This window comes from Tenacibaculum caenipelagi (assembly GCF_004363005.1).
Classification (GTDB): Bacteria; Bacteroidota; Bacteroidia; order Flavobacteriales; family Flavobacteriaceae; genus Polaribacter; species Polaribacter caenipelagi.
Genome location: NZ_SNYH01000002.1, coordinates 318,650 through 341,318 on the forward strand (window position 1 = coordinate 318,650; position 22,669 = coordinate 341,318).

A 22,669-nucleotide genomic window follows, 5' to 3' on the forward strand; every position below is an offset into this window, starting at 1 on the left:
CTAATTATTACTCAACTATTTTAAATTAATTTTTGTCTTAAAAAAATACACTTCCACCCTATTAAACACCAAAAGGTAAAAGTGTATATAACTTCTTTTTCTTTATTTTCTTTTAGGAATAACAATCTTTCCTGTAACTAAAACAAGTAAGTTTTATTTTACCCTACTTTTTTTAAAAAATTTTTTTAATTGTATTTTGAATCCCTTTAAAATCAAAGGTTTCTCCTGCTTTCTTTCCTAAAATTAATTTTCCAATAGGTGAAGATGGGGAAATAGCGAAGTACTTTTTATTATCAACAGTTAACAAACCTACACTTATACTTATAAAATAATTAGCTGAGGTGGTTACAACCACACTGCCTAAACAAACATTTGATGAAGTATTATTTATGTTTAATTTTGCTAAAACTTCTCTCATTTGAGTAATTCCACTAAGCTGTTGACTTGCCTTTTCCATTTCTAGCTGTAACATTGTACGTCCAGTTTCATGCTTATCTCCAGCAGAGCTCTTAGTTTCTGACTGCAATGCTTTTTGATGAGAAGCAATCGTTTCTTCTACTGTTTGCAAACGTTTGTTTACATACAATTCACATTGCTTGTATAATTCTTCTTTTATATTCATAGTATTTCTCAATGTTGTAGAAATAATTTTAATTAATAAGTTCTGCAAGCTCTTTACCTACCAAACTTCCAATGGCTACGCCCATTCCGCCTAATCGAACTCCACAAAACACATTGTTTGAAAGTTGTTTTACTATAGCTTTTTTCTGGTTTCCAACCCCCATAATCCCACTCCATCGATGCTCTATTTCTACTTTGGAATTTGGTAATATTGTTGTTTTTAAAAGTTCTTCTAATTTATTTTGAATAAGTGTTGTTTGTCCAAATTCAGTAGTTTCTTCTGCTTTAAAATCAAGATTTCTTCCCCCACCAAACAAAATTCTATCATCAATATTCCTAAAATAATAGTAGCCTTTATCTAAGTGAAATGTTCCTTTGATATGCAAATCTTTAATCGGTTTCGTAATTAATACTTGTGCTCTTGCCGGTTGTATATTTTCTTTCAACAATTGATTTGCAAATCCGTTGGTAGCAACAAACAATTTTTTGGTGTTAAATGCAATTTGATTCGTTTGTACCTCAACTTGTTCATTGTCTTCTATAAACTGCTCAACTTGAATATTATTTATAATTTTTATACCTGATGATACGACTTTTTCTAACAATTTTGCTACCATTTTACCTGTATCAATCTGTCCTTCAAACTGATTGGTAATATATTGATGATGTATGTTTTGAAAACCAAACTTATTTTCTTCAATCGTAAAAACATCCGAAGAAAACAACGGTTTCAAAAGTTGGTTTATCGCTACTCTTTGCTCTAAACATGTTTCATATAATTCTGTTGTTAAGAATAATTCATATCCTTTATTTTGCTGATAATCGATGTTTTTATCACCTAATGTTTCTCTTAAAAGCTGTAATCCTTCCCAGCGCTTTTTTACCAAGCTAAAAACTTCCTCTTCGGTATGTGTGTTTAAATCATCTATGAGTTCTGATAAACTTCCGAAGCAAGCAAAACCGGCATTTTTAGTACTCGCACCTTGTGGTAACATTCCTTTCTCAAGAATTATAATTTTAGCTTTGGGGTGTTTTTCTCGCAATTGTAATGCGCAATTCAACCCAACAATTCCGCTTCCTACAACTGTAAAATCTACATTTGTAAACCACTCTTTTAACTCCCAATAACTGAAATTCAACTTCATATAAATCTGATTATATTTGTGACTTGGCACATTCCTTGAGTGCTAAAAATAAACAATAAAAAGCAACTCTATGAAATGAGCCTTCTCTGTCTTTGTATTTAACTAAGGTATTTAATGGCGAATTACATCTGACCGAAAAACAATAAAATTTAACTGATGAAACTAATAGGAATCTTACTACTCACATTTAGCTTAACACAATGCGTAAGTGTAAAAACGAAAAATACACACCCTTTTAAGATAGAATCAGCAAGTTACTATCATGTAACTGGTGGTGTAAAAGGTAGTTATAACTCTATTAACTTAATTATCAATTTCACAGCAGAAGAGTCTGTTGATTTTCAAAAAGTATATTTTCAAAACAGAATAACCAATGCTGTTGTTGAACAACATAACGATAAACAATATATCGCGGCTCGTTACAAAACCTCATCTAATGATGATCGAAAAGATCTTATTCTACATGCTGACCCCAAAGAGGAATTTGGGAATACTCCAACAGAAAAATTTCCGTTTGAATTAAAAGAAAATGAAGCTATGGTTTCTTATGTAAAAAATGAGAAAATTTACTATGTAAAAGTGGAAAATATCATAAAAAAGAGTAAGGTTTTTATGCAATAAAAACTACAATATATAACTTGAAAAACACCTCTTTTTGAGGTGTTTTTTATTTTTGGCACGTAATTTGAAAACGGATAAGCATAACCATAAAACGAATGCTTATGAAACGTATAAAATTACTTTTATTACTACTTATTAGTGGTGTAACACTTACGTCGTGTGTTGTGAGAAATGATATTGTTGATGATGGTTTTTCATTACGTCAATATATTTCAAGTTACGATTTATGGTATGTAGATTATCACAAAACAACAGGTACAGGTGATGTTCCTTTTTTATCAAGAGCATTTACTATTTCTTTTTTAAACGGAACCATGTATGCAAACAACAATATTGTTGATATAGGCAAAACAGGAAATGGTTTAGGAATTGCTGTTGGAAGTTACGGTACCTTTGGAACCGTTTTAGAAACTAGACACGATATTGATGGTTACTATGAGTTTGACGTTGTGCAACTTTCTAGTAACAGAATTAGAATTGATGATTTATCGCAAAACGTTAGTTACTATTTAGTTGGATATCAAAGAAATACTTTTGATTATGACATGCTATTTTATGACAATATTGAGTATTTCTTACAAGAGTATATAGCTTGGGAGAGAACAGGTGCTTCAGGAGGAACATCAAACCCGTTTGATTATGAACATTATTTACAATTTACTCCTGAAAATGACGTAACTTTCTACTCTTCACACGATCCTTTTGGCACAAATATTGATAACATTAATTGGGATTTTACTGGAGGCTATATTGTTCAAAATGTTCAGGGTGAACAAAATTTAAAATATTTAACACTTAATTATGATAACGGAGATACTGAAGAGTTTGACTTAACCGTTATAAATGACGAAACGATAGAGTTATATCATATAGGCTCTGGAACAACATATATCTTCTCTGGAAGAGGGTTTATACAATACTTAAAAGGAGAAAAAACAAGTACTTCAAAACCAACTGTAAGGAATAGTGGTAGAAAACGTACTAAGATTGAAAGAGAAACAGTTCCGAAAAGGACATTAAAATAAAGTTTGGTTAGTTGATTTTTGGTTGGTGTAGTTACCAACCGAAAGGGAACCGCCCCATTGGGGCGGTTTTTCATTTTATAATAGTAGCTTAACATAAAAAACTTTACCTTTATACAAAACAAAAAACCATGCAACAAACTGCTTTAATTACAGGAGCAACCTCAGGTATTGGTAAGGCAACCGCTCAACTTTTTGCAAAAAATAACATCAACTTAATTATTTGTGGCAGACGTATTGAAAAGCTACAAAAATTACAACAAGAATTATCAGTATTTACTAAAGTACACATCCTACAGTTTGATGTTCGCTATAATGAAGAAGTACAAAATGCTATCAATAGTTTACCTAGTGATTTCAAACAAATTGATATTCTTATCAACAATGCTGGTAATGCACATGGATTAGATAGTATTCAAAACGGAAATATTGATGACTGGGATGCTATGATAGACGGAAACGTAAAGGGGCTTTTATATGTTTCAAAAGCTGTTATTCCTCAAATGGTCGAACGAAACAACGGATTTATCTTAAATATCGGCTCTATTGCAGGAAAAGAAGTGTATCCTAACGGAAATGTGTATTGTGCGTCAAAGTTCGCTGTAAACGCTTTAAACAAAGGAATGCGTATTGATTTGAATCAACATAACATTCGCGTGTGTGCTATTCACCCAGGATTGGTAGAAACCGAATTTTCTGAGGTTCGTTTTAAAGGAGACTCTGAAAAAGCTAAGACCGTGTATCAAGGTTACAAAGCACTACAACCTGAAGATATTGCAGATATCATTCATTTTGTAGTTACACGCCCATATCATGTAAATATTGAAGATTTAATCGTATATCCAACAGCGCAAGCTAGTGCAACTATTGTGAACAAAAATGCTTAAGTTGTGATTAACAAACGTCTTTTAATTAAAAACTTGCTGTCTCATAACGACGAAAACAGTTTTTATGATAAAAAGCAAAAATTATCCTTAGGGTCAAAAGAAGGAAAGGCAAAATTTATAAAACACATTTGTGCACTTTCTAACTCAAACCCTAAAAACAACTCGTACATTGTCATTGGTATTGAAGATGAGAAAAATAAAATTATTGGTGTAGATTTTTACGATGATAGTAAAATTCAAAATTTGGTAAATGCCTATTTGAACAACCCTCCAAAAATAGAATATGAAAATGTTCCTTTTCCTCGTTTACAACGTCATAAAGTAATTGGGTTAGTAACTATTTACCCTAATAACTTAGTTACTTCATTAGCAAAAAACGCATGGAAATACCGTAAAGGAACTGTATTTTATCGCAGGGGTAGCAACTCTATGCCTGCCGAAGGTGTTTTTGAACTAAAAAGCGTAAACAAAGAACTTGTTGAAGCAATTGAAAAAAATGCCAGCAACAATATCAAACTTACGCTTGATGGTGTTTTCGATTTTATTGATAGACATAAACCAGAGTACAATCCGCAATACAAAGTATTTAACGAGCAATTTGTGTTATGTTGGGCTGGAAAGAGAAAACTGATTAATGACGAAGAATTTTTTACACGAGTAGATATTGAATTGATAAACGAACAAGTTCGTTTGTTTTTTTCTTCGTTAGATGATGTGCAAATTAGCTATAACGAGCAATCGTTTATTATTACCGAATACATCGTACTAGGGATTGATAAAAGCGAAAAACGCTATCCGTTAGAAAAAACCATCATCAATTTTAAAGATAACGGAAAGCACGATATCGTTACAGAGTTTTTGTTTGAGGCTCCTCAATACGATAAAAATATTTTACAACACATTTACAACAACAATAACTGTATCGTTACTAAAATTATAAAAAACAAACCGCTTTCGGTTACAGAGCACGAAGATGTATTTAGGCTTCCTACCTCCTACTTAATTTGCTATTTAAACGGATTTTTAAATGCTCCGTTACAACTTAAAAAAGCAAAAAACTATATTAAAAACTTAGAAGATAAAACCACCTATATCAAATATAAAGAAGCGATGCGTGTGCTTAGGAAAGTGACGTATAATTAGATAAGTTTTACTTGAATTTATGGTTATATATGACCTTTAATTTATTTTTTCGAATTTTTGAGAATATCCTTCATTTGAAATGAAATTCAAAATCAGATACTGATTACTTAATTCAAAACTAATTGTTGTTATATTAGGGTTTTGACAATCAGTTGTTATAGTATTATTCTCATACGTCCCAGAATTTATTATTTCATCTGAGTATGGTTCACATAGAGAACTATTAGTTGTCAAAGTTCCATCACTTTTAAACTCAATAGTTTTATTACCTTCTACTGGTTCGAAAGTTCCGCTCCTATCTCCTGGATCAGCTAAAACCTCAATTAATTTCCATTTTCCTATCAACTCTGTTTCAAAACTATTTTGGTCATTACTACAGGAAAACATTAGTCCAATAGATAATAAAAGTAATATTTGCTTTTTCATGTTTTTTAGGTTTTTATTTAACTATTAGATGTTTAATTATGTAAAAGGTTGCGTTACATTGTTTATAACATGATTAAGAATATACTTTCATTTATGATTTATATTCTCCGATTACCAATTATTCTAAAATAATTAAAACCAATCTATTATTTCAATTATCTCAACACTAGTTGAACAATCGTAACAACTCCTATTAATAAAATAAAAGATAAAGACAGTTTTCTAAATTTAGATTGTGGTATGTATACTAGTATTTTCTTTCCTATAAATGATCCCACCAGTCCTATTACAAATAAAAAAGGAACATATTTTAAATCATGCTCGTGAATGTAGCCGTTTTGATAGTATACAAAGGTTCTTGAAAAGTCTATCATAAAGTCTATAAAAGCTGAAGTCGCTATAAATACACTTTTTTCTAAATTAAAAGCAGCCATTGTTAACCCTCTTATGGCTCCTCCTGTTCCTAACAGTCCTGCCGAAAACCCTGAGAAAGAACCTCCTATAATGGCATTTTTTCTATTAGGTGAGATAGTAAACTTGTTTTTAATGAGGAAGAAGGCACTAAACCCTACCAAGAAGACTCCTAAAAATATTTCTAAATACGAGCTATTTAAAAGTTTTGATAACACTCCTCCTACAATCACAAAAGCGACTGAAGGAATTCCTATGTTTATCAATAGTTTTTTATCTAGCCCTTTCTTAAATAAAAAGATTTTACTGAGGTTACTCGACAAATGAAAGATAGCTGTAAGCCCCAAAACAGAATAAAAATCGAAATAAAAATTTCCTAAGGGAACAAAAAAAACAGACGAGCCAAAGCCGCCTATTGTTCCAATAACTTCAGCAATTAAAGCTAACACTAAAAATATGAAGTTAATATCTTTCATCGCATTTTTATTCTAACATCGCTACCACTCTTGCGGGTGCTGCAGAAGCGCCTACTATTTTTAAAGGAAACACCGCTACTTTAAATCCTGTTAAGGGCAAAGCGTCTAGATTTACCAACTGTTCCATATGGCAATATTCTTTATTTTGTCCTACCAAATGTCCTTCCCAAAACAATTCAGAATTATTGGTTTCTTTTGCTTTTTGAATCATGTACGGAAGTGGTAAATCCCAACCCCAAGAATCAATTCCCATTACTTTAATTCCTTTATCAATCAACCACTCAGTAGCTTTTGCACTTACTCCCGTACCTTTTTTATGAAAATCTTTCGTCCCGTTAAATTTATCACGACCTGTTTTAATTAACACAATCATGTTTGGTTGTATTTCTAACTGGTTTTCTTGTAAAAACTGTTGAATGTCTTCAACTGTAATAGGATCAAAATCTACCTTATGTTTCATATCAATCACAATACCGTCTCCATAACACCAATCTAAAGGAACCTCATCAATCGTTTTTGCTTTTTCTCCATTTACTGTTGGAGAATAATGCCACGGCGCATCTATATGGGTCGTTGAATGCACTCCCATTTTTTGAATTGTATCATCTGCCCAACCTGTAAAATTTTTAGGAAAAAGTTTGAATGGTAATCCTAAAATTCTAATCAGCCATTTTGCTTTATGATGTGGTTTATGCTTTATTTTAACTTTCATAAACCAAGGATCTTGTTTATTGTACTGAATAGGTTTGGATAGGTCGATGATTTTCATAGTAAAGTTTAGTTGCTCCTAACAAAGATAAAAGAAAAAACCCTCACAAAAATTGAGGGATTTTTACAATTATTAAGCTTTTCCACCACCTAGATTATCTTGCCAATCTTTAAGTTCTTGCCATTTACCTTCATAAGCTAGTTTTGCTTGTTTTGGCCAGGTGTTTGGTTTATGTACTTTGTAACGTTCTCCTCCACTGTTTAATACCTCTTGACATTTTGCTACTGACGTTTCACCCAGGGCTTTCCATGTGTTAATTCCGAAGTTATGGAAAAGTCCTTCTATTTTAGGTCCGATCCCTTCCACTATTTTTAAATCATTTTCTTTTATTTTTTTCCCTAGAATCGCTTTAGCAAGAGTTGCATCAAAAGATATAAATACACTTGATTCTTTTGCTAATTTTAAATCTGTTTCTAATATTAATCTACTTTCTTTACAATTTCTTAGGCTAGATTCTAACTTTGCGATTTTATTTTTTAAAAGAACTTTCTCATTTCCGTTTTTGTTTTTACTCAACAATTTTCCTAATAAATAGCCTAATATAGCAGAAACGACTCCTACTACTAATGGAATTAATATACTCCAATTCATAATTCTGTTTTTTAAGTTTGATTTAGTTAATTAAAATATTGATTGTTAATTTATTAAAAATTATTTAATCTGTTAAGAGATTTTTAAGAGCTTATCTTAATTAATTGTTAAGTCTCATTTTTTATTGAAACGTTTTTTTTTTATAGACGTCTTTTAGCTGTAACCTAATCTTAAAAAAACAAAACTTAACATCATGAAAAAATTTGTATTAACTGCTTTAGCAATCGCTTTATCTTTTGGAACTATTACCGCTTCAACTTCATACGAAGCACCTGTTAAAACTACCTTAGAATACCCTAACGTAAGTACTTTTTGTAAATTAATTAGGGCTGGAAACTTTGAGGCTGTAAAGGCTATGGTTGAAAACGGAACGGATATTAATAGAAAATCTACCGGATTAACTCCTTTAATGTTTGCTGCTAGATATAACAAAGCAGATATTGTTCAGTTATTAATTGATAACGGAGCCAAGCTAAAAGTAAAATCTGAAAAAGGATATACTGCCTTAGAATATGCTAAAATGTCAAAAGCACACGAAGCCTATAAAGTTATTGCTGCTGCTTTAGAAAAATAATTATTTAAATTTTATATAAAGAAAAAGTCACATCATAATGATGTGACTTTTTTATATTTTGAAAACTGTGTTTTCTTATAAGTCAAACTTAATTCCTTGTGCTAAAGGTAACTCATCAGAATAGTTTACAGTATTCGTTTGACGTCTCATATATACTTTCCAAGCATCAGATCCAGACTCACGTCCACCACCTGTTTCCTTCTCACCACCGAAAGCTCCACCAATTTCAGCACCAGAAGTACCAATATTAACGTTAGCAATACCACAATCAGATCCTGCAAATGATAAGAACTTTTCAGCTTCTTTCATTTCACTTGTCATGATTGAAGAAGATAATCCTTGCGCAACTCCATTTTGTAATTCAATAGCGTTTTCAACATCTCCAGAATACTTCATTAAGTATAAAATAGGAGCAAATGTTTCGTGTTGAACGATTTCAAAATGGTTTTCAGCCTCAATAATTGCAGGCTTAACATAACAACCACTTTCGTAACCTTCTCCTTCTAAAACGCCCCCTTCAACTAATACGTTACCTCCTTCAGCTTTTGCTTTTTCAATAGCAGCTAAATAAGTATTTACAGCATCTTTGTCAATTAATGGTCCAACGTGATTATTTTCATCTAATGGATTTCCTATTTTAATTTGACCATACGCACCAACAATCGCATCTCTTACTTTATCATATACAGATTCGTGAATGATTAAACGACGTGTTGAAGTACAACGCTGACCACAAGTACCTACAGCACCAAATACAGCGCCAGGAACTACTACTTTTAAATCAGCCGTTGGAGTAATGATAATAGCATTGTTTCCTCCTAACTCTAATAAAGATTTACCAAAACGTTCAGCAACCTTAGCACCAACAATACGTCCCATTCTTGTAGAACCAGTAGCTGATACTAAAGGAATACGTGCATCTTCAGTAATATATTCACCAACTTTATAATCTCCATTAACGATACATGAAATTCCTTCTGGTAAATTGTTATCTTTTAAAACCTCAGCAATAATGTTTTGGCAAGCAACTGAACATAAAGGAGCTTTTTCTGAACCTTTCCACACACATACGTTACCACAAATCCATGCCAATGCTGTGTTCCAAGACCAAACAGCCACTGGGAAGTTAAATGCAGATATAATACCTACAACTCCTAATGGATGCCATTGCTCTCTCATTACGTGCCCTGGTCTTTCTGATGGAATTACTTGTCCGTTTAACTGACGAGATAAACCTACAGCAAAATCACAGATATCAATCATCTCTTGAACTTCACCTAAACCTTCTTGGTAAGATTTTCCCATTTCATAAGAAACTAATTTACCTAATGGTTCTTTTAATTCTCTTAATTTGTTTCCAAATTGACGAACTATTTCTCCTCTTTGTGGAGCAGGCATCGCTCTAAAAGTTTTAAAAGCAGAAGTAGCTGCTTCCATTACCTTTTCGTAATCTTCTTTGGTAGAAGCTTTTACTTTTCCTATTAACTTTCCATCTACTGGTGAATATGATTCAATGATTTCACCATTTGCAAAGTTTACTGAACCTGTTGAGGTTCCTTCATTTATCTCTTTTAATCCTAAAGTAGCTAAAGCTTCTTTGATACCAAAATCTGCCATATTTTATATTGTAATTTTAGTTGTTTAAATTTAAAGTTCAAAACTACGAATAATTTTACAATTAATAAATTAAACAAAAACAATACTGTTTGTTTAAAAATTAACAATTAGTTATGAAAAATATACATTACCTATTTTCTCTATTATTGATTTTATCTGCTTGTAATCAGCCCAAAAAAGCGTCTAAAGAACTAAGTGAAGTTTCAGTAAATGAATTTGCTATTATTATTCATGGAGGCGCTGGAACCATTCTAAAAAAGAACATGACTCCTGAAAAAGAAGCTGTTTATAAAGCCAAACTAGAAGAGGCAATAAGAGTAGGCTATGAAATATTAGAAGAAGGTGGCTCGAGTGGTGATGCGGTGGTAAAAACCATTCAGGTAATGGAAGAATCTCCTTTATTTAATGCAGGAAAAGGAGCTGTTTTTACCCATGAAGGAACTAATGAATTAGATGCTTCTTTTATGGATGGGAAAACACTTAATGCTGGCGCTGTTGCTGGTGTGAAGGATATTAAAAGTCCTATCGAAGCTGCAAGAAGAGTAATGACTAACTCCGATCATGTGATGCTTTCTGGAGCTGGTGCTTCTCAATTTGCCAAAGAACAAGGATTAGAAATAGTAGATCCAAGTTATTTTTATACCGAAAAACGCTTCAATTCTTTACAAAAAATCAAAGACAAAGAAAAAACAGAATTAGATCATGACGATAAAAAAGCCGCTTTTTACGATGTTGATATTAAAAACAGTAAGTTTGGTACCGTAGGTTGTGTTGCTCTGGATAAAGATGGAAATATTTCTGCTGGAACTTCTACAGGTGGAATGACTAACAAACGCTGGGGACGAATAGGTGACTCACCCATAATCGGCTCTGGTACCTATGCTAATAATAATACCTGTGGTGTTTCTTCAACAGGATGGGGTGAGTATTTTATAAGAGCTCAAGTAGCTCACGATATTTCTGCTCAAATGGAATACCTGCATAAATCATTAAAAGAAGCTACAAAAGATGTGATTCAAAACAAACTAACTAAACTTGGCGGAACAGGTGGTGTTATAGCTCTTGACAAAAAAGGAAACATGTCGTTTGAGTTTAATACAACTGGAATGTATAGAGCCTCTATGAATGATAAAGGTGATTTAATTGTTAAAATTTATGCAGATTAAAATATGAAGACCCTCTTAGTTTAGAGTATCAATTATATTTTTAAAACTGATATTTAATTCCAGAATATAAACCTAAAGTATAAGGTTTAAACCCATTACTTTCAGATGAAAATGTATTTAATTGTACTTTAAACATCGGATTCAAATTGAACTTGATTTGCTTGTTGATAGAATAATCAAATTCAATACCTAAATTACCACTAAAATCTACTGAATTTAAGTTTTTAACACTTCCGAATGTTTCTGATATTTTTTCCGAAGAAACAGAAACCTCATTCTTATTTAAAAACAACGAACTAAAGCCAGTTACTACTTTAGAACTGAACTTTTGAGTGTCTATAAATGTGTATTTTATTTCTACAGGAACCTCTATATAACCTAAACTTTGAGTTAGTGTTGCATTTTCATTGACTATCCCAAATCCTGTAGAACTCATACCAATCATACCTGTACTTGTTCCAAAACCAAAACTGCTAAATTCATCTTTATAATCTACACTAGAAAGCGTTTCACTAGAAAAACCATTAGTTACAGGAACATTATCGTTTATATAATCAAAGTTTTGCAATTGAACTCCCGATTGTACTTCCCACCTTTTATTTAACTGATACGCAACTTTTAAACCATAAGAAAAGTTGTTACTCCCATTTGTTGGTGATTGAATTAGTTTACTGTCTAGCGGAGATTCTTTAGAAAAAGAATTGGATTTAACAATCGCAAAAACTGGAGCTATAGACCATTTTTTTGAATTCTTATCCTCTTTAATGCTTTCTTCTTCCTCTGTTTCAGCTAATAACTCTTGTTTGGGTTTTAAAGCCTCTTTAAGGGTGCTTTTTTTCTCCTTTGGAAAACCTTGAGCTTCACTTTTAATAACTGGCAAGCTATTTTCAAGCTTGCCAGTAGGTTCTTCTTCTTTCACAACATCATTTTTAGTTAGTAAAGCCCCTTCAACTACTCTACTAGCTATGTTGCTATCTTTTTCTTGTAGCTCATTTTTACTAATCTTCACAACATGATTAGTGGTTAAAACTTCATTCTCATGAAGCTTTTCTTTCAATTTCTTTTTTTTGTTTGTTACTTTCTTTTCAACATTACTTTTAACTAGTAGAGAACCTTCAATTTCTCTACTAGTTTGGTTATTATCTTTTTCTTCTAGCACTTTTTTACTAATCTTCACAACATGATTAGTGGTTAAAACTTCATTCTCATGAAGCTTTTCTTTCAATTTCTTTTTCGAATTTTTCTCTTCTTTTTCAATATTCGTTTGAACTAATAAAGCCCCTTCAACTTCTCTACTAGCTTCAATTTCTTCTTTTTCTTGTAATTCTTTTTTACTAATGTTTACAACATGATCTGTGTTTAGAATTTCGTCCTTTTGAAATTCTTCTTTAACTATATGTGTTTCTTTTATATTTTCTTTTTCAAACTCTGTTGAGATAACATCTTCTAATTCTTTTTTATCATTTTTTTGCTGTGTGGGCGACTCAACTATAATAGTCTCTATTTCGTTCGTATTCTCTTGTTCCTTAGCATAAGGATACAATAAAAAACCTAACACTAGTGTTGCTGCAATACCCCCAGAAAACCACCATATAGGAAAAACTCTTTTCTTTTTCTTCTTATTGAGTTTTTCTTCAATAGCATTCCATACCTTTTCATTCGGAGTTACCTCTAAATCTTTAAGTCTTTCTTGAAATAATCTATCGATGTTTTTTTCTTCCATCAGTTATGCATTTTGTACTTTTTTTTGATGCAACTCCATCTCCTTTTTTAATATCTGTTTTGCTCTTGACAAATTAGACTTTGATGTTCCTTCCGAAATTTTTAATAATGCAGCTATTTCTTTGTGTGAATAATTATCTAATACATATAAATTAAAAACCAAACGATACCTATCTGGTAAATTTTGAATCAGTTTTAATAACATGTCTACACTTATATTTTCAGTTTCAATTACTACATCTTCTTCTATTTCTTCATTTGAAACTTCTGCTACTAATTGCAACGGTGATTTTTCTCTATACTTCTGTAATGCTGTATTTATTGTTATTCTTTTCATCCATCCTTCAAAAGAACCTTTATTTTGATATTGAGGCATTTTCTTAAAAATGGTTAGAAAACTGTCTTGTAATGTATCTTCGGCATCTTGATAATTCCGCGAATATTTTAAACAAAGCGCAAAAAGTTTACCAGAAAATAACTGATAAACTTGAGCCTGCGCTGTTATATTCTGATGACAGCATTCTTGTATGAGTTTCTCTAAATTGATACTACAAATTTACTGGAATTACCACTTCTTCATACACATTTTCTCCGTCATCATTTTTTCCTTTCCAAAACTTAAAAACATAATCCTCTTCTTGAGTTGCTTTTACAGGAAAAGCATATTCTTCTTGTCTTTCCTCTTCAGTACATGCAACATCAAGAGCTACTATTGCAACACCTGCAACTATTCTAGTTGTATCAACTTTTTGATAGTATAATCCGTCAAAAGAATAACAACTGTTAGGCAATGTGTATTTTATTTTAATAGTGTCTACTTCTCCAAAAGTGAAACTTTCTGGTGTAGTAGCACTATCAACCTTTAAATACTCATACTTAAAGGCAGAACCATCATCATCTAAACAAGAATAAAACGTAAATACACTTAAAAAAAGAATTAAAAATTTTTTCATGATATATATATTGTTGGGGGTTATTAACTTTTTTATTTTCATTATTTATCTACTAGATGAAAAAAAATTAAAAAGGTTGCGTACAATACCCTTATTTTTGTCAAAGTTTATGAAAAACACCGTTTTTAACATACAGTCTACCGAAGATTTTAATACAACTGCGCTACAAGTTTTCAAACATCAGTTTGCTAATAACAAAGTATATCGCTCATTTTGCGATTTAATCTATGTACATCCTTCAGATATACATACTGTTGAGCAAATACCATTTTTACCAATTCAGTTTTTTAAAACTCGAGACGTACTTTCTTCTACAGATGAAATTCAAGAAACTTTCACGAGTTCTGGAACTACTGGAAGTACAACCAGTAAACACTTGGTTACCGATTTATCTTGGTACGAAACCAGTTATTTAAAAGGTTTTGAACATTTTTATGGAAATATAGAAGATTATGTAGTACTAGCTTTGCTACCTAATTACTTGGAACGAAAAGGATCTTCTTTGATTTATATGGTTGATGATTTAATTAAACGTTCTAAACATTCTGAAAGCGGGTTTTATCTTAATAATCTTGACCAACTTGCTCAAAAGCTTACACAATTAGACTCACAAGGAAAAAAAGTATTACTCATAGGTGTTTCTTTTGCTTTGTTAGATTTGGTAGAACAATACAATTTCAATCTTTCTAATACCATCATTATGGAAACAGGTGGAATGAAAGGAAGAAGAAAAGAATTAATCAGACATGAACTACATGCGATTTTAAGCGATGGTTTTGGAGTAAATGAAATTCATTCTGAATATGGAATGACGGAATTATTAAGTCAAGGGTACTCAAAAGGAAATGGTCTTTTTAATTGTCCGCCTTGGATGCAAATTCTAACCCGTGATCCTGAAGATGCTTTAACTATCTTGCCTAAGGAAAAATCAGGTGGAATTAATGTAATCGACTTAGCAAACTACAATTCTTGTTCTTTTATTGCGACACAAGATTTAGGAAAAGTATATGATAACAATAGTTTTGAAATTATAGGACGTTTTGATAATTCAGATATCCGTGGTTGTAATTTAATGGTTTTATAACTTTTTATTTTTTGTTATCTTCCCAGACAATTAACCTCTATTAGTTCAAGGTCTTATGAAAAACTGGGCAGAAAATGTACAGTGGAATCCATCAGCTGTTGCTTTCCCTCATTCAGAAAATGAAATTCAACAACTTGTTTTAAAAGCTATTCGGTTTAACCAAAAAATTCGGGTTATTGGTTCAGGTCATTCCTTTACCTCTTTGTGTAGTACTGATGAAATATTGGTAACTCTCGATAATTTTCAAGGACTCATTTCAATTGATAAAGAAAAGAATCAAGCTACTGTAAAAGCAGGAACAAAACTATCACTCTTAGGAGAACTCCTTTTTAAAGAAGGGTTAGCTATGGAAAACATGGGTGATATTAACGTTCAGTCAATTGCAGGAGCTATAAGTACAGGAACACACGGTACTGGTATAAATCTAAAATCTATCAGTAACCAAGTTATTGGATTGAAATTCGTAAATGGAAAGGGAGAAATCATTGAGTGTTCCACCACAAAAAACACTGAACTATTCAAAGCTGCCCAAGTGTCGTTAGGTTGTTTAGGTATTATTACCGAAATAACTTTACAATGTGTTCCTACCTATAAACTAAAACTTCAAAACAAAAAGGAGAAATTAAGCGATGTGTTGGCTACTTTGGATGAAAGAAATTCTCAAAACCGTAATTTTGAATTTTACTGGATTCCTTACACAAATACTGCTTGGACAAAAACTTCAAACATTGTTGAAGATTCTGAGCCTGATAAGGTGAACTTTTTTAACTATTGGACTGAATATGTACTCGAAAACTATGTTTTTAAACTGATGTGTGAGTATGCAAGAGTTCTTCCATCACAAAACAAAACAGTTGCCAACATTACAGCAGCCAGTATTAGTAATGTAAAAAAAGTATATCACAGCCATAAAGTATATGCTACACAACGAATGGTAAAATTCCATGAAATGGAGTATAATGTTCCTGTAGAAACTTATCAGGATGTATTTAAAGATGTACAAAAAATTGTCAATTCTAAAAAATTCAACATTCATTTTCCTATTGAAAATCGCTGGGTAAAAGGTGATGATGTATACATGAGTCCTGCTTACAATAGAGACTCTGCTTATATCGCATGCCATGTATACAATAAAAAAGATAGTAGTGCTTATTTTACTGCTTTAGAAGAAATTTTTAAAGCCTATGACGGAAGACCTCATTGGGGTAAAATAAATACATTTACCACTGATGATATTGTAAGAATGTATCCTAAATTTGCAGATTTTCTGACTTTCAGAAAAGAACATGATCCTGAAAATATCTTTGTGAATCCGTATCTTCAAAAACTGTTAGGTATTTAATTATATGGATGCATATTTTAAAACACTCAATAAAGAACTAAAAAACTACCAACGAGCCATTCCTTGTTTATTGGTTGATTTAGATATTTTAGATGAAAATATTAATGAGGTCCTCTCTAATTTTAGAAAGAATTCTTCGCTCAGAGTTGTAGTAAAATCATTGCCTGCTGTTCAATTGATTGAATACATCTTACAAAAAACCAACTCAAACAAATTGATGGTTTTTCATCAGCCTTTTTTAACCGATTTAGCTTCTCGATTACATAACAAATCAGATGTTTTAATCGGTAAACCCATGCCTATAAAAACTGCGGAATATTTTTACAACAACTTACCTCAACAACACAACAAATTTAATCCGTTTACACAAATTCAATGGTTGGTAGATACTGAGAAACGAATTGAAGAATACATCGATTTAGCCAAACAACTCAATCAAAAATTACGATTGAATATTGAAATTGATGTGGGTTTGCACCGCGGTGGTTTTTCTTCTTTAAAAAGTTTAGAAAAAGAACTATCACTTATTGAAAACAATCAAGATTTTGTAGCGTTTTCAGGGTTTATGGGTTATGATCCACATGTGGTAAAACTTCCAAAAATTATTCGGTCTCAAAAAAAAGCGTTGCAATTAGCGAATCAATTTTATAAAGAATGCCAAACCTTAGTTCTAAATGATTTTCCTGAGCTATGGAATAAAAATTTAACCTTTAACGGAGCAGGAAGTCCTACCTTAAACCTACACAAAACGTCCTCCTCTCCTATTAATGATATTGCTATCGGTTCATGCTTTGTAAAACCTACAACGTTCGATATTCCTTCATTAAAAAAATATAAACCAGCAACGTTTATAGCTACACCTGTTTTAAAAACTTTTTCTAATACAACACTTCCAGGTTTAGAAAAACTAAAACAAATTTTTACTAAAAAATCTGCTTTTATTTATGGCGGTTTTTGGAAAGCAGATTATCACTATCCTAAAAACACAAAACAAAATAATTTATTTGGTGCTTCAACCAATCAAACTATGATTAATATTCCTAAAAACACATCTTTGCAAGTAGATGATTTTGTCTTTTTAAGACCACACCAAAGTGAATTTGTTTTTTTACAATTCGGAGAAATTTTACCTGTTAGAGATGGTAAAATTCAACAACCATGGCAACTGTTAAAAAACACATAAGTGTAATGCCATGTATTTTTCGTCGACTACTCATAAAATTTATTATTAATGAAAAATATCCTAACACTTCTTTTTCTTATAATTTCAACTTCGTTAATAGCTCAAAAAACAGATTACAACACTAAAAAAGGATATGTAGCTGAGGGGTATGACGTGGTGTCTTACTTCAAGAAGATAGTAAAAAAAGGGAAAAATGAGTTTTCTACCACTTATGATGGAGTAAAATTTAAGTTTTCTTCAGAAAAAAACTTAGTGTTGTTTAAAGAAAATCCTACAAAATATGTTCCACAATATGGTGGTTACTGCGCTTATGCAATGGGTAAAAAAGGAGAAAAAGTCAGTATAGATCCAGAAACTTATGAAATAAGAGATGGTAAATTGTATTTATTCTATAACTCTTGGGGCACCAACACGTTTAACCTATGGTTAAAAGAAGGCCCTGAAAAACTTAAAAAGAAAGCAGATATAAATTGGGGAAAATGAATCAGTAATTGATTCTATAGTAAGAAAAAGAGTTGATGTTTTCAGCTCTTTTTTTATGTGCTTTCGTTTCTTTTTATTCTTACTTTTGATAGCTAAAAAACATCTATGAACAATTTTTCTTTTTTTAACCGACCAAATATTCAGCAAGAAATACAAAATACAGAATTTGATATTCTAATAATTGGAGGTGGTATTACTGGTGCTGGTATTGCTTTAGATGCGGCTTCTCGTGGAATGAAAGTAGCCTTGATAGAAAAAAATGACTTCGCTTCTGGTACCTCAAGTAAATCGACCAAGTTAATACACGGTGGTTTACGATACTTAAAACAATTTGATTTTTGGTTAGTAAAAGAAGTGGGGACTGAACGTGCTATTGTTCACAAATTAGCTCCACATTTGGTAATTCCTGAAAAGATGATTTTACCCTTAATTGAAGGAGGAACTTATGGTTCTTGGTTGACTTCAATAGGGTTAAAGGTGTATGATGTGTTAGCTTCTGTTGAAGGAGATGACAAACGTAAAATGCTCGACAAAAAAGAAGCTTTAGAAAAAGAACCTTTGTTACCTGAAAGTATTTTAAACGGTGCAGGTTTTTATGCTGAATACCGTACCGATGATGCTCGTTTAACCATTGAAGTTTTAAAAACGGCTAGTCAATATGATGCCAAAATACTGAACTATACAAATGCTGATGAATTTATCTATGAAAACAAACGTGTTGTAGGTGCTAAAGTAACCGATGTTTTTACCAATGAAAGTTACGATATCAAAGCTAAATATGTAGTAAATGCAGCAGGACCTTGGGTAGATGAATTACGCCAGATAAACAATTCAAAAATTGGAAAACGTTTACATTTAACCAAAGGAGTACACCTTGTGGTTCCGTATGAAAAATTGCCTGTAAAACAATCGGTGTACTTTGATATTCCTGATGGTCGTATGATGTTTGCTATTCCTCGCGGAAAAGTAACCTATTTTGGTACTACCGATACCAATTACCAACAAGATAAAGATTCTGTAGAAACCTCAATGGTAGATGCTTTATATTTAATTGAAGCTGTTAACAACATGTTTCCTGATATTCATTTAACTATTGATGATATTCAATCTTCATGGGCAGGATTACGTCCGTTAATTCACGAAGAAGGAAAATCAGCTTCGGAATTATCTAGAAAAGATGAAATTTTTGTTTCAGATACAAAATTAATATCCATTGCTGGAGGAAAATTAACTGGTTATCGAAAAATGGCAGAACGCATTGTGGATATTGTTGCTAAAAAAATGAAACGTCGTTTTGAAGTAGATTTCGACCCAATTCAAACCGAAGAAATAGTATTAGCGGGAGGACCATTTCAGAACTATAAATCAGTTAAACTATACATTAACCAAGTTTTTAAACGTATAAAACCGTATGGTTTTTCTGAAAAAGATGCTAGCTATTTGGTGCATAACTATGGTAAACAAACCGAACTTATTTTAGATAAGTTTGATGAGTTAAATGAAGAAAATTTTGAGCAACGTTTGTTACAAGCTGAAATATGGTTTACTATAAAACATGAAATGGTTTGTACTCCTACCGACTTTTTCATGAGGCGAACAGGTCGTTTATTTTTTGATAAACCTAGTGTAGATACTTATAAAGACTTTGTTATACAAGACTTTGCATCACGTTTTAATTGGGATAAAGAAACTACTTTATATTATCAACAAGAGCTAGAAAATAAAATAAATTTAACAGTAAATTTTAACTAGATATTAGCTATAAAATTATTCTAGTATTATATATTTGGCACTCTTAAAAATTAGCTGCAAAAAGGTTAGTATAATTAATTTTTAAAGTGGAATGAAGCAAGTAGTAGTATTAGTATTTTTATTAACCAGTTTTATAGTAAAAAGTCAAACGGTTAATACCTTATCAAACTCAGAAATTGATAACAGTAAAATTAATAATGTTACGTTAAGTGACATTAAAAAAACCTTAGGTAAACAACCTAAAGTAGAATCTTTGTTAGGAGCCTCTACTTCTTTTGAAGATAATGGTTTTTATTATTATTATAAATTCAACGGATTAAAACTCGATTTTTCTACCGCTGGAAAAAGTAAGCCTTATGTAGAATCTTTCGTAGTACTTACTAACGAAGTTAACTTTACCATTAAAGGTATTACAATTACTGTAGGAGATCCTATAAGTAAATTAGGCACTGTTAATTTCAGTACGGGTAGAAATGGCGATAAAAGCATTTTATTTGCTGAATGTGAAAGTTGTGATGTTTTTATCAATATAGAATTTGATCAAGCGACAAACATTATTACCAAAATCAATTATTTTGATATGTCGTAATCTATTTTTGATTATCATCAAATAAATGATAAAACAAAAAAAAGCCCAGAGACTGAGTCTCTGGGCTTTTTTAGTATTATGTATATTTAAAAACTATGCTGCTTTTTCGTATTCTTCTAGGTCTTTCGTCAAATCTAATTTTCTTAAGGTTGGATTGATAATTCCAGTAGTAATTACAGTAATTAAAGTCATGGTTCCTCCAAATACTACTGCAGTTACCGTTCCCATTAACTTTGCTGTTACTCCACTTTCAAAAGCTCCTAACTCGTTTGAAGAACCTACAAACATTGAATTTACTGAAGCTACTCTACCTCGCATATGGTCGGGTGTTTTCAATTGTAAGATAGTTTGACGAATAACCATCGAAACACCATCGGTAACACCACTAAAAAATAAGGCAACAATCGAAATCCAAAATACAGAAGATAATCCGAAAATGATAATACATACACCAAAGCCAAAAATGGCTCCTAAAAGCTTTATTCCTGCATTCTTACTGATGGGTATATAAGCCGTTACTAACATCGTTAAAAAAGCTCCTATAGCAGGTGCAGCGCGTAAAGCACCAAAACCTTCAGGGCCTACTTTTAAAATATCTTGTGCATAAACTGGTAGCAGTGCGACAGCACCTCCAAATAATACCGAAATCATATCTAAAGTAATGGCTCCTAAAATAGCTTTGGTTTTATACACAAAACGAACTCCTTCCTTTAAACTCTTCATTACAGGTTCACCTATTTTAGGGTTTAAAATTGGTTTCTTTTTGATTAAAAATACCGTAAAAAATGACACTGAAACTAGCCCAAAAACAATACATAAAGACCAGTGTACACCAATCCAAGAAATAGTTAATCCAGCAAAAGCTGGCCCTAATACTGAGGCTATTTGCCATGTAGAACTACTCCATGTAGCGGCATTTGGGTATAATTTTTTAGGTACAATTAATGCTATTAATGAAAAAATAGTAGGTCCGAAAAACGAACGTAAAAATCCACCAAAAAACACCAAGGCATAAATAGCATACAGCACTTTAATTTTATCCCATCCTTCAACAAAACTCGGTAGCGTTAAAAAGAATAAACCAAAACTAATGAGTGAAAATAATCCTATACACAACGCAAGTAAATTTCGTTTTTCTTTTTGATCAACAATATGACCTGCAAACAATGCCATAGATACTGCTGGAATAACTTCCATCAGTCCTATAATTCCCAGTGAAAGTGGGTTTTTAGTGAGACTATATACTTGCCATTCTATAATGATAAACTGCATTGACCAGGCAAATACCAATGCAAAACGTACTAAAAGGAAAATATTAAACTCTTTAATCCTAAGTGAAGCGTACGGATCTTTTTTCTCCATGTATTAATTCAATTTCAAGTCCATTAAAATAGCAAAGGTTTCATTTACATCTCTTTCTTTAACTACAATAGTCATTTCATGAGTAGTAGAAATAACTTCTTGTACAGCAATATTTGCCCAAGCAAATTGCTTTAATATAAAGTAATAAACCCCTGATTGATCTAAGTTTTCTTTCGGAAGCTTAATTGTAATTGATGCTAAATCGTTTACATTGTTAATTAAAGTTTCTTTCTTAAAAATTTCTTCTACGAAAGGTTGTAAGTTTTTACTGGTAACGATATTCGTTTCAAAAATTCCTTGTGAAACGGTTAAAAAGTAGTCATTACTATCGGCCGATTTACTTAAAATTTTAGCAATTTCTTTGAGTAATGAGGTAGTATTTTTAAAAGTAAAATCGCACAAATCTGATCGAACAATTACATCTCCCAAATTCAGTGCGAGTCGTTTAATATTTTTACGAACTCTCAATTCATTTGCTGGTGATAATCTATTAATTGCCATCATAACGGCTCCTACTTTTACTTCTTTTTTCAAAAGTTTAGAAACTTCAGGTAAAATTTCTCTTGCTAATGAGGATACGTTGATTAACTTTTCATTCAAAGCCTCCTCTATAAAAGGAGTTTTTCTGATGGTAATTTCAACAGCTTCTTGAATTGTTTTCATATTTTGTTTAATTTTAAACTAAAAGTAACAAAAATACAATTAATAGTAAAATTATACGTTATTTTTA

24 protein-coding genes are annotated in these 22,669 nt (G+C 31.6%); 12 read left to right on the forward strand and 12 right to left on the reverse strand.

Features of this window, described 5'->3' with window-relative positions; translation table 11 throughout:
• Nucleotides 1-172 precede the first annotated feature (172 nt).
• Both DFQ07_RS04960 and DFQ07_RS04965 read right to left on the reverse strand, forming a co-directional pair.
• Nucleotides 173-622, reverse strand: coding sequence for a GreA/GreB family elongation factor (locus DFQ07_RS04960; RefSeq protein ID WP_133535168.1), 450 nt, complete (start codon nt 620-622; stop codon nt 173-175).
• A gap of 28 nt (nt 623-650) precedes the next feature.
• Nucleotides 651-1,760, reverse strand: coding sequence for an NAD(P)/FAD-dependent oxidoreductase (locus DFQ07_RS04965; RefSeq protein WP_133535440.1), 1,110 nt, complete (start codon nt 1,758-1,760; stop codon nt 651-653).
• Nucleotides 1,761-1,922: 162 nt separating this feature from the next.
• Here DFQ07_RS04965 and DFQ07_RS04970 point away from each other — a divergent pair, with 162 nt between their 5' ends.
• The 4 genes from DFQ07_RS04970 (at nt 1,923) to DFQ07_RS04985 (ending at nt 5,439) form a co-directional block, all read left to right on the forward strand.
• The gene (locus DFQ07_RS04970) at nt 1,923-2,387 is read left to right on the forward strand and encodes a hypothetical protein (RefSeq protein WP_133535169.1); all 465 of its coding nucleotides are present in this window, start codon (nt 1,923-1,925) and stop codon (nt 2,385-2,387) included.
• Between the two features lie 101 nt (nt 2,388-2,488).
• Nucleotides 2,489-3,412, forward strand: a complete 924-nt coding sequence (locus DFQ07_RS04975; protein WP_133535170.1) for a hypothetical protein — start codon at nt 2,489-2,491, stop codon at nt 3,410-3,412.
• A 128-nt stretch (nt 3,413-3,540) separates the two neighbouring features.
• Nucleotides 3,541-4,296 carry an SDR family NAD(P)-dependent oxidoreductase gene (locus tag DFQ07_RS04980; RefSeq protein ID WP_133535171.1) on the forward strand — a complete coding sequence of 252 codons (756 nt, stop codon included), beginning with the start codon at nt 3,541-3,543 and terminating at the stop codon, nt 4,294-4,296.
• 3 nt (nt 4,297-4,299) lie between these two features.
• A complete protein-coding gene (locus DFQ07_RS04985) occupies nt 4,300-5,439 on the forward strand; it encodes an ATP-binding protein (protein WP_133535172.1) in 1,140 nt (379 codons plus the stop codon).
• 36 nt (nt 5,440-5,475) lie between these two features.
• Here the strand turns inward: DFQ07_RS04985 and DFQ07_RS04990 are convergent, their stop codons facing one another.
• The 4 genes from DFQ07_RS04990 to DFQ07_RS05005 form a co-directional block, all read right to left on the reverse strand.
• Entirely contained in the window at nt 5,476-5,865 is a 390-nt protein-coding gene (locus DFQ07_RS04990) for a hypothetical protein (RefSeq protein ID WP_133535173.1), read from the reverse strand.
• 155 nt (nt 5,866-6,020) lie between these two features.
• Complete coding sequence (locus DFQ07_RS04995; RefSeq protein ID WP_133535174.1) at nt 6,021-6,752, reverse strand: sulfite exporter TauE/SafE family protein; 732 nt, start codon at nt 6,750-6,752, stop codon at nt 6,021-6,023.
• A gap of 7 nt (nt 6,753-6,759) precedes the next feature.
• Nucleotides 6,760-7,521, reverse strand: coding sequence for a cyclase family protein (locus DFQ07_RS05000; protein WP_133535175.1), 762 nt, complete (start codon nt 7,519-7,521; stop codon nt 6,760-6,762).
• Between the two features lie 72 nt (nt 7,522-7,593).
• On the reverse strand, nt 7,594-8,112 hold the full coding sequence (locus DFQ07_RS05005) for a hypothetical protein (protein ID WP_133535176.1): 519 nt from the start codon (nt 8,110-8,112) through the stop codon (nt 7,594-7,596).
• Nucleotides 8,113-8,305: 193 nt separating this feature from the next.
• Between DFQ07_RS05005 and DFQ07_RS05010 the strand changes: the two genes are divergently transcribed.
• On the forward strand, nt 8,306-8,686 hold the full coding sequence (locus DFQ07_RS05010; RefSeq protein WP_133535177.1) for an ankyrin repeat domain-containing protein: 381 nt from the start codon (nt 8,306-8,308) through the stop codon (nt 8,684-8,686).
• Nucleotides 8,687-8,761: 75 nt separating this feature from the next.
• Here DFQ07_RS05010 and amaB read toward each other — a convergent pair whose 3' ends face one another.
• On the reverse strand, nt 8,762-10,303 hold the full coding sequence (gene amaB / locus DFQ07_RS05015; protein ID WP_133535178.1) for an L-piperidine-6-carboxylate dehydrogenase: 1,542 nt from the start codon (nt 10,301-10,303) through the stop codon (nt 8,762-8,764).
• A 113-nt stretch (nt 10,304-10,416) separates the two neighbouring features.
• On the opposite strand from amaB, the gene DFQ07_RS05020 reads away from it, so the two are divergent.
• On the forward strand, nt 10,417-11,469 hold the full coding sequence (locus tag DFQ07_RS05020; protein ID WP_133535179.1) for an isoaspartyl peptidase/L-asparaginase family protein: 1,053 nt from the start codon (nt 10,417-10,419) through the stop codon (nt 11,467-11,469).
• A gap of 40 nt (nt 11,470-11,509) precedes the next feature.
• Here the strand turns inward: DFQ07_RS05020 and DFQ07_RS05025 are convergent, their stop codons facing one another.
• From DFQ07_RS05025 to DFQ07_RS05035, 3 genes are read right to left on the reverse strand one after another with little or no spacing between them, the layout of a single operon-like run.
• On the reverse strand, nt 11,510-13,192 hold the full coding sequence (locus DFQ07_RS05025) for an outer membrane beta-barrel protein (protein WP_133535180.1): 1,683 nt from the start codon (nt 13,190-13,192) through the stop codon (nt 11,510-11,512).
• A gap of 3 nt (nt 13,193-13,195) precedes the next feature.
• Nucleotides 13,196-13,747 (reverse strand): RNA polymerase sigma factor, encoded by a 552-nt coding sequence (locus tag DFQ07_RS05030; RefSeq protein WP_317126691.1) that lies wholly within the window; start codon nt 13,745-13,747, stop codon nt 13,196-13,198.
• Nucleotides 13,740-14,144, reverse strand: a complete 405-nt coding sequence (locus tag DFQ07_RS05035; RefSeq protein WP_133535182.1) for a hypothetical protein — start codon at nt 14,142-14,144, stop codon at nt 13,740-13,742. Before DFQ07_RS05035 ends, DFQ07_RS05030 begins: the two co-directional genes overlap by 8 nt.
• A gap of 109 nt (nt 14,145-14,253) precedes the next feature.
• Here DFQ07_RS05035 and DFQ07_RS05040 point away from each other — a divergent pair, with 109 nt between their 5' ends.
• From DFQ07_RS05040 to DFQ07_RS05065, 6 genes are all read left to right on the forward strand, one after another.
• Nucleotides 14,254-15,228 (forward strand): LuxE/PaaK family acyltransferase, encoded by a 975-nt coding sequence (locus tag DFQ07_RS05040; protein WP_133535183.1) that lies wholly within the window; start codon nt 14,254-14,256, stop codon nt 15,226-15,228.
• Between the two features lie 55 nt (nt 15,229-15,283).
• Nucleotides 15,284-16,570: a D-arabinono-1,4-lactone oxidase gene (locus tag DFQ07_RS05045; RefSeq protein ID WP_133535184.1), complete on the forward strand. Its 1,287-nt coding sequence runs from the start codon at nt 15,284-15,286 to the stop codon at nt 16,568-16,570.
• Nucleotides 16,571-16,574: 4 nt separating this feature from the next.
• Complete coding sequence (locus DFQ07_RS05050) at nt 16,575-17,753, forward strand: alanine racemase (protein ID WP_133535185.1); 1,179 nt, start codon at nt 16,575-16,577, stop codon at nt 17,751-17,753.
• Nucleotides 17,754-17,801: 48 nt separating this feature from the next.
• Nucleotides 17,802-18,236, forward strand: coding sequence for a YHS domain-containing (seleno)protein (locus tag DFQ07_RS05055; RefSeq protein WP_133535186.1), 435 nt, complete (start codon nt 17,802-17,804; stop codon nt 18,234-18,236).
• A 105-nt stretch (nt 18,237-18,341) separates the two neighbouring features.
• Nucleotides 18,342-19,988 carry a glycerol-3-phosphate dehydrogenase/oxidase gene (locus tag DFQ07_RS05060; RefSeq protein ID WP_133535187.1) on the forward strand — a complete coding sequence of 549 codons (1,647 nt, stop codon included), beginning with the start codon at nt 18,342-18,344 and terminating at the stop codon, nt 19,986-19,988.
• Between the two features lie 91 nt (nt 19,989-20,079).
• Entirely contained in the window at nt 20,080-20,577 is a 498-nt protein-coding gene (locus tag DFQ07_RS05065) for a hypothetical protein (protein WP_133535188.1), read from the forward strand.
• 93 nt (nt 20,578-20,670) lie between these two features.
• Here the strand turns inward: DFQ07_RS05065 and DFQ07_RS05070 are convergent, their stop codons facing one another.
• Nucleotides 20,671-21,939: an MFS transporter gene (locus tag DFQ07_RS05070; protein WP_133535189.1), complete on the reverse strand. Its 1,269-nt coding sequence runs from the start codon at nt 21,937-21,939 to the stop codon at nt 20,671-20,673.
• A 3-nt stretch (nt 21,940-21,942) separates the two neighbouring features.
• Nucleotides 21,943-22,602, reverse strand: coding sequence for a hypothetical protein (locus DFQ07_RS05075; RefSeq protein ID WP_133535190.1), 660 nt, complete (start codon nt 22,600-22,602; stop codon nt 21,943-21,945).
• Nucleotides 22,603-22,669: the final 67 nt, after the last annotated feature.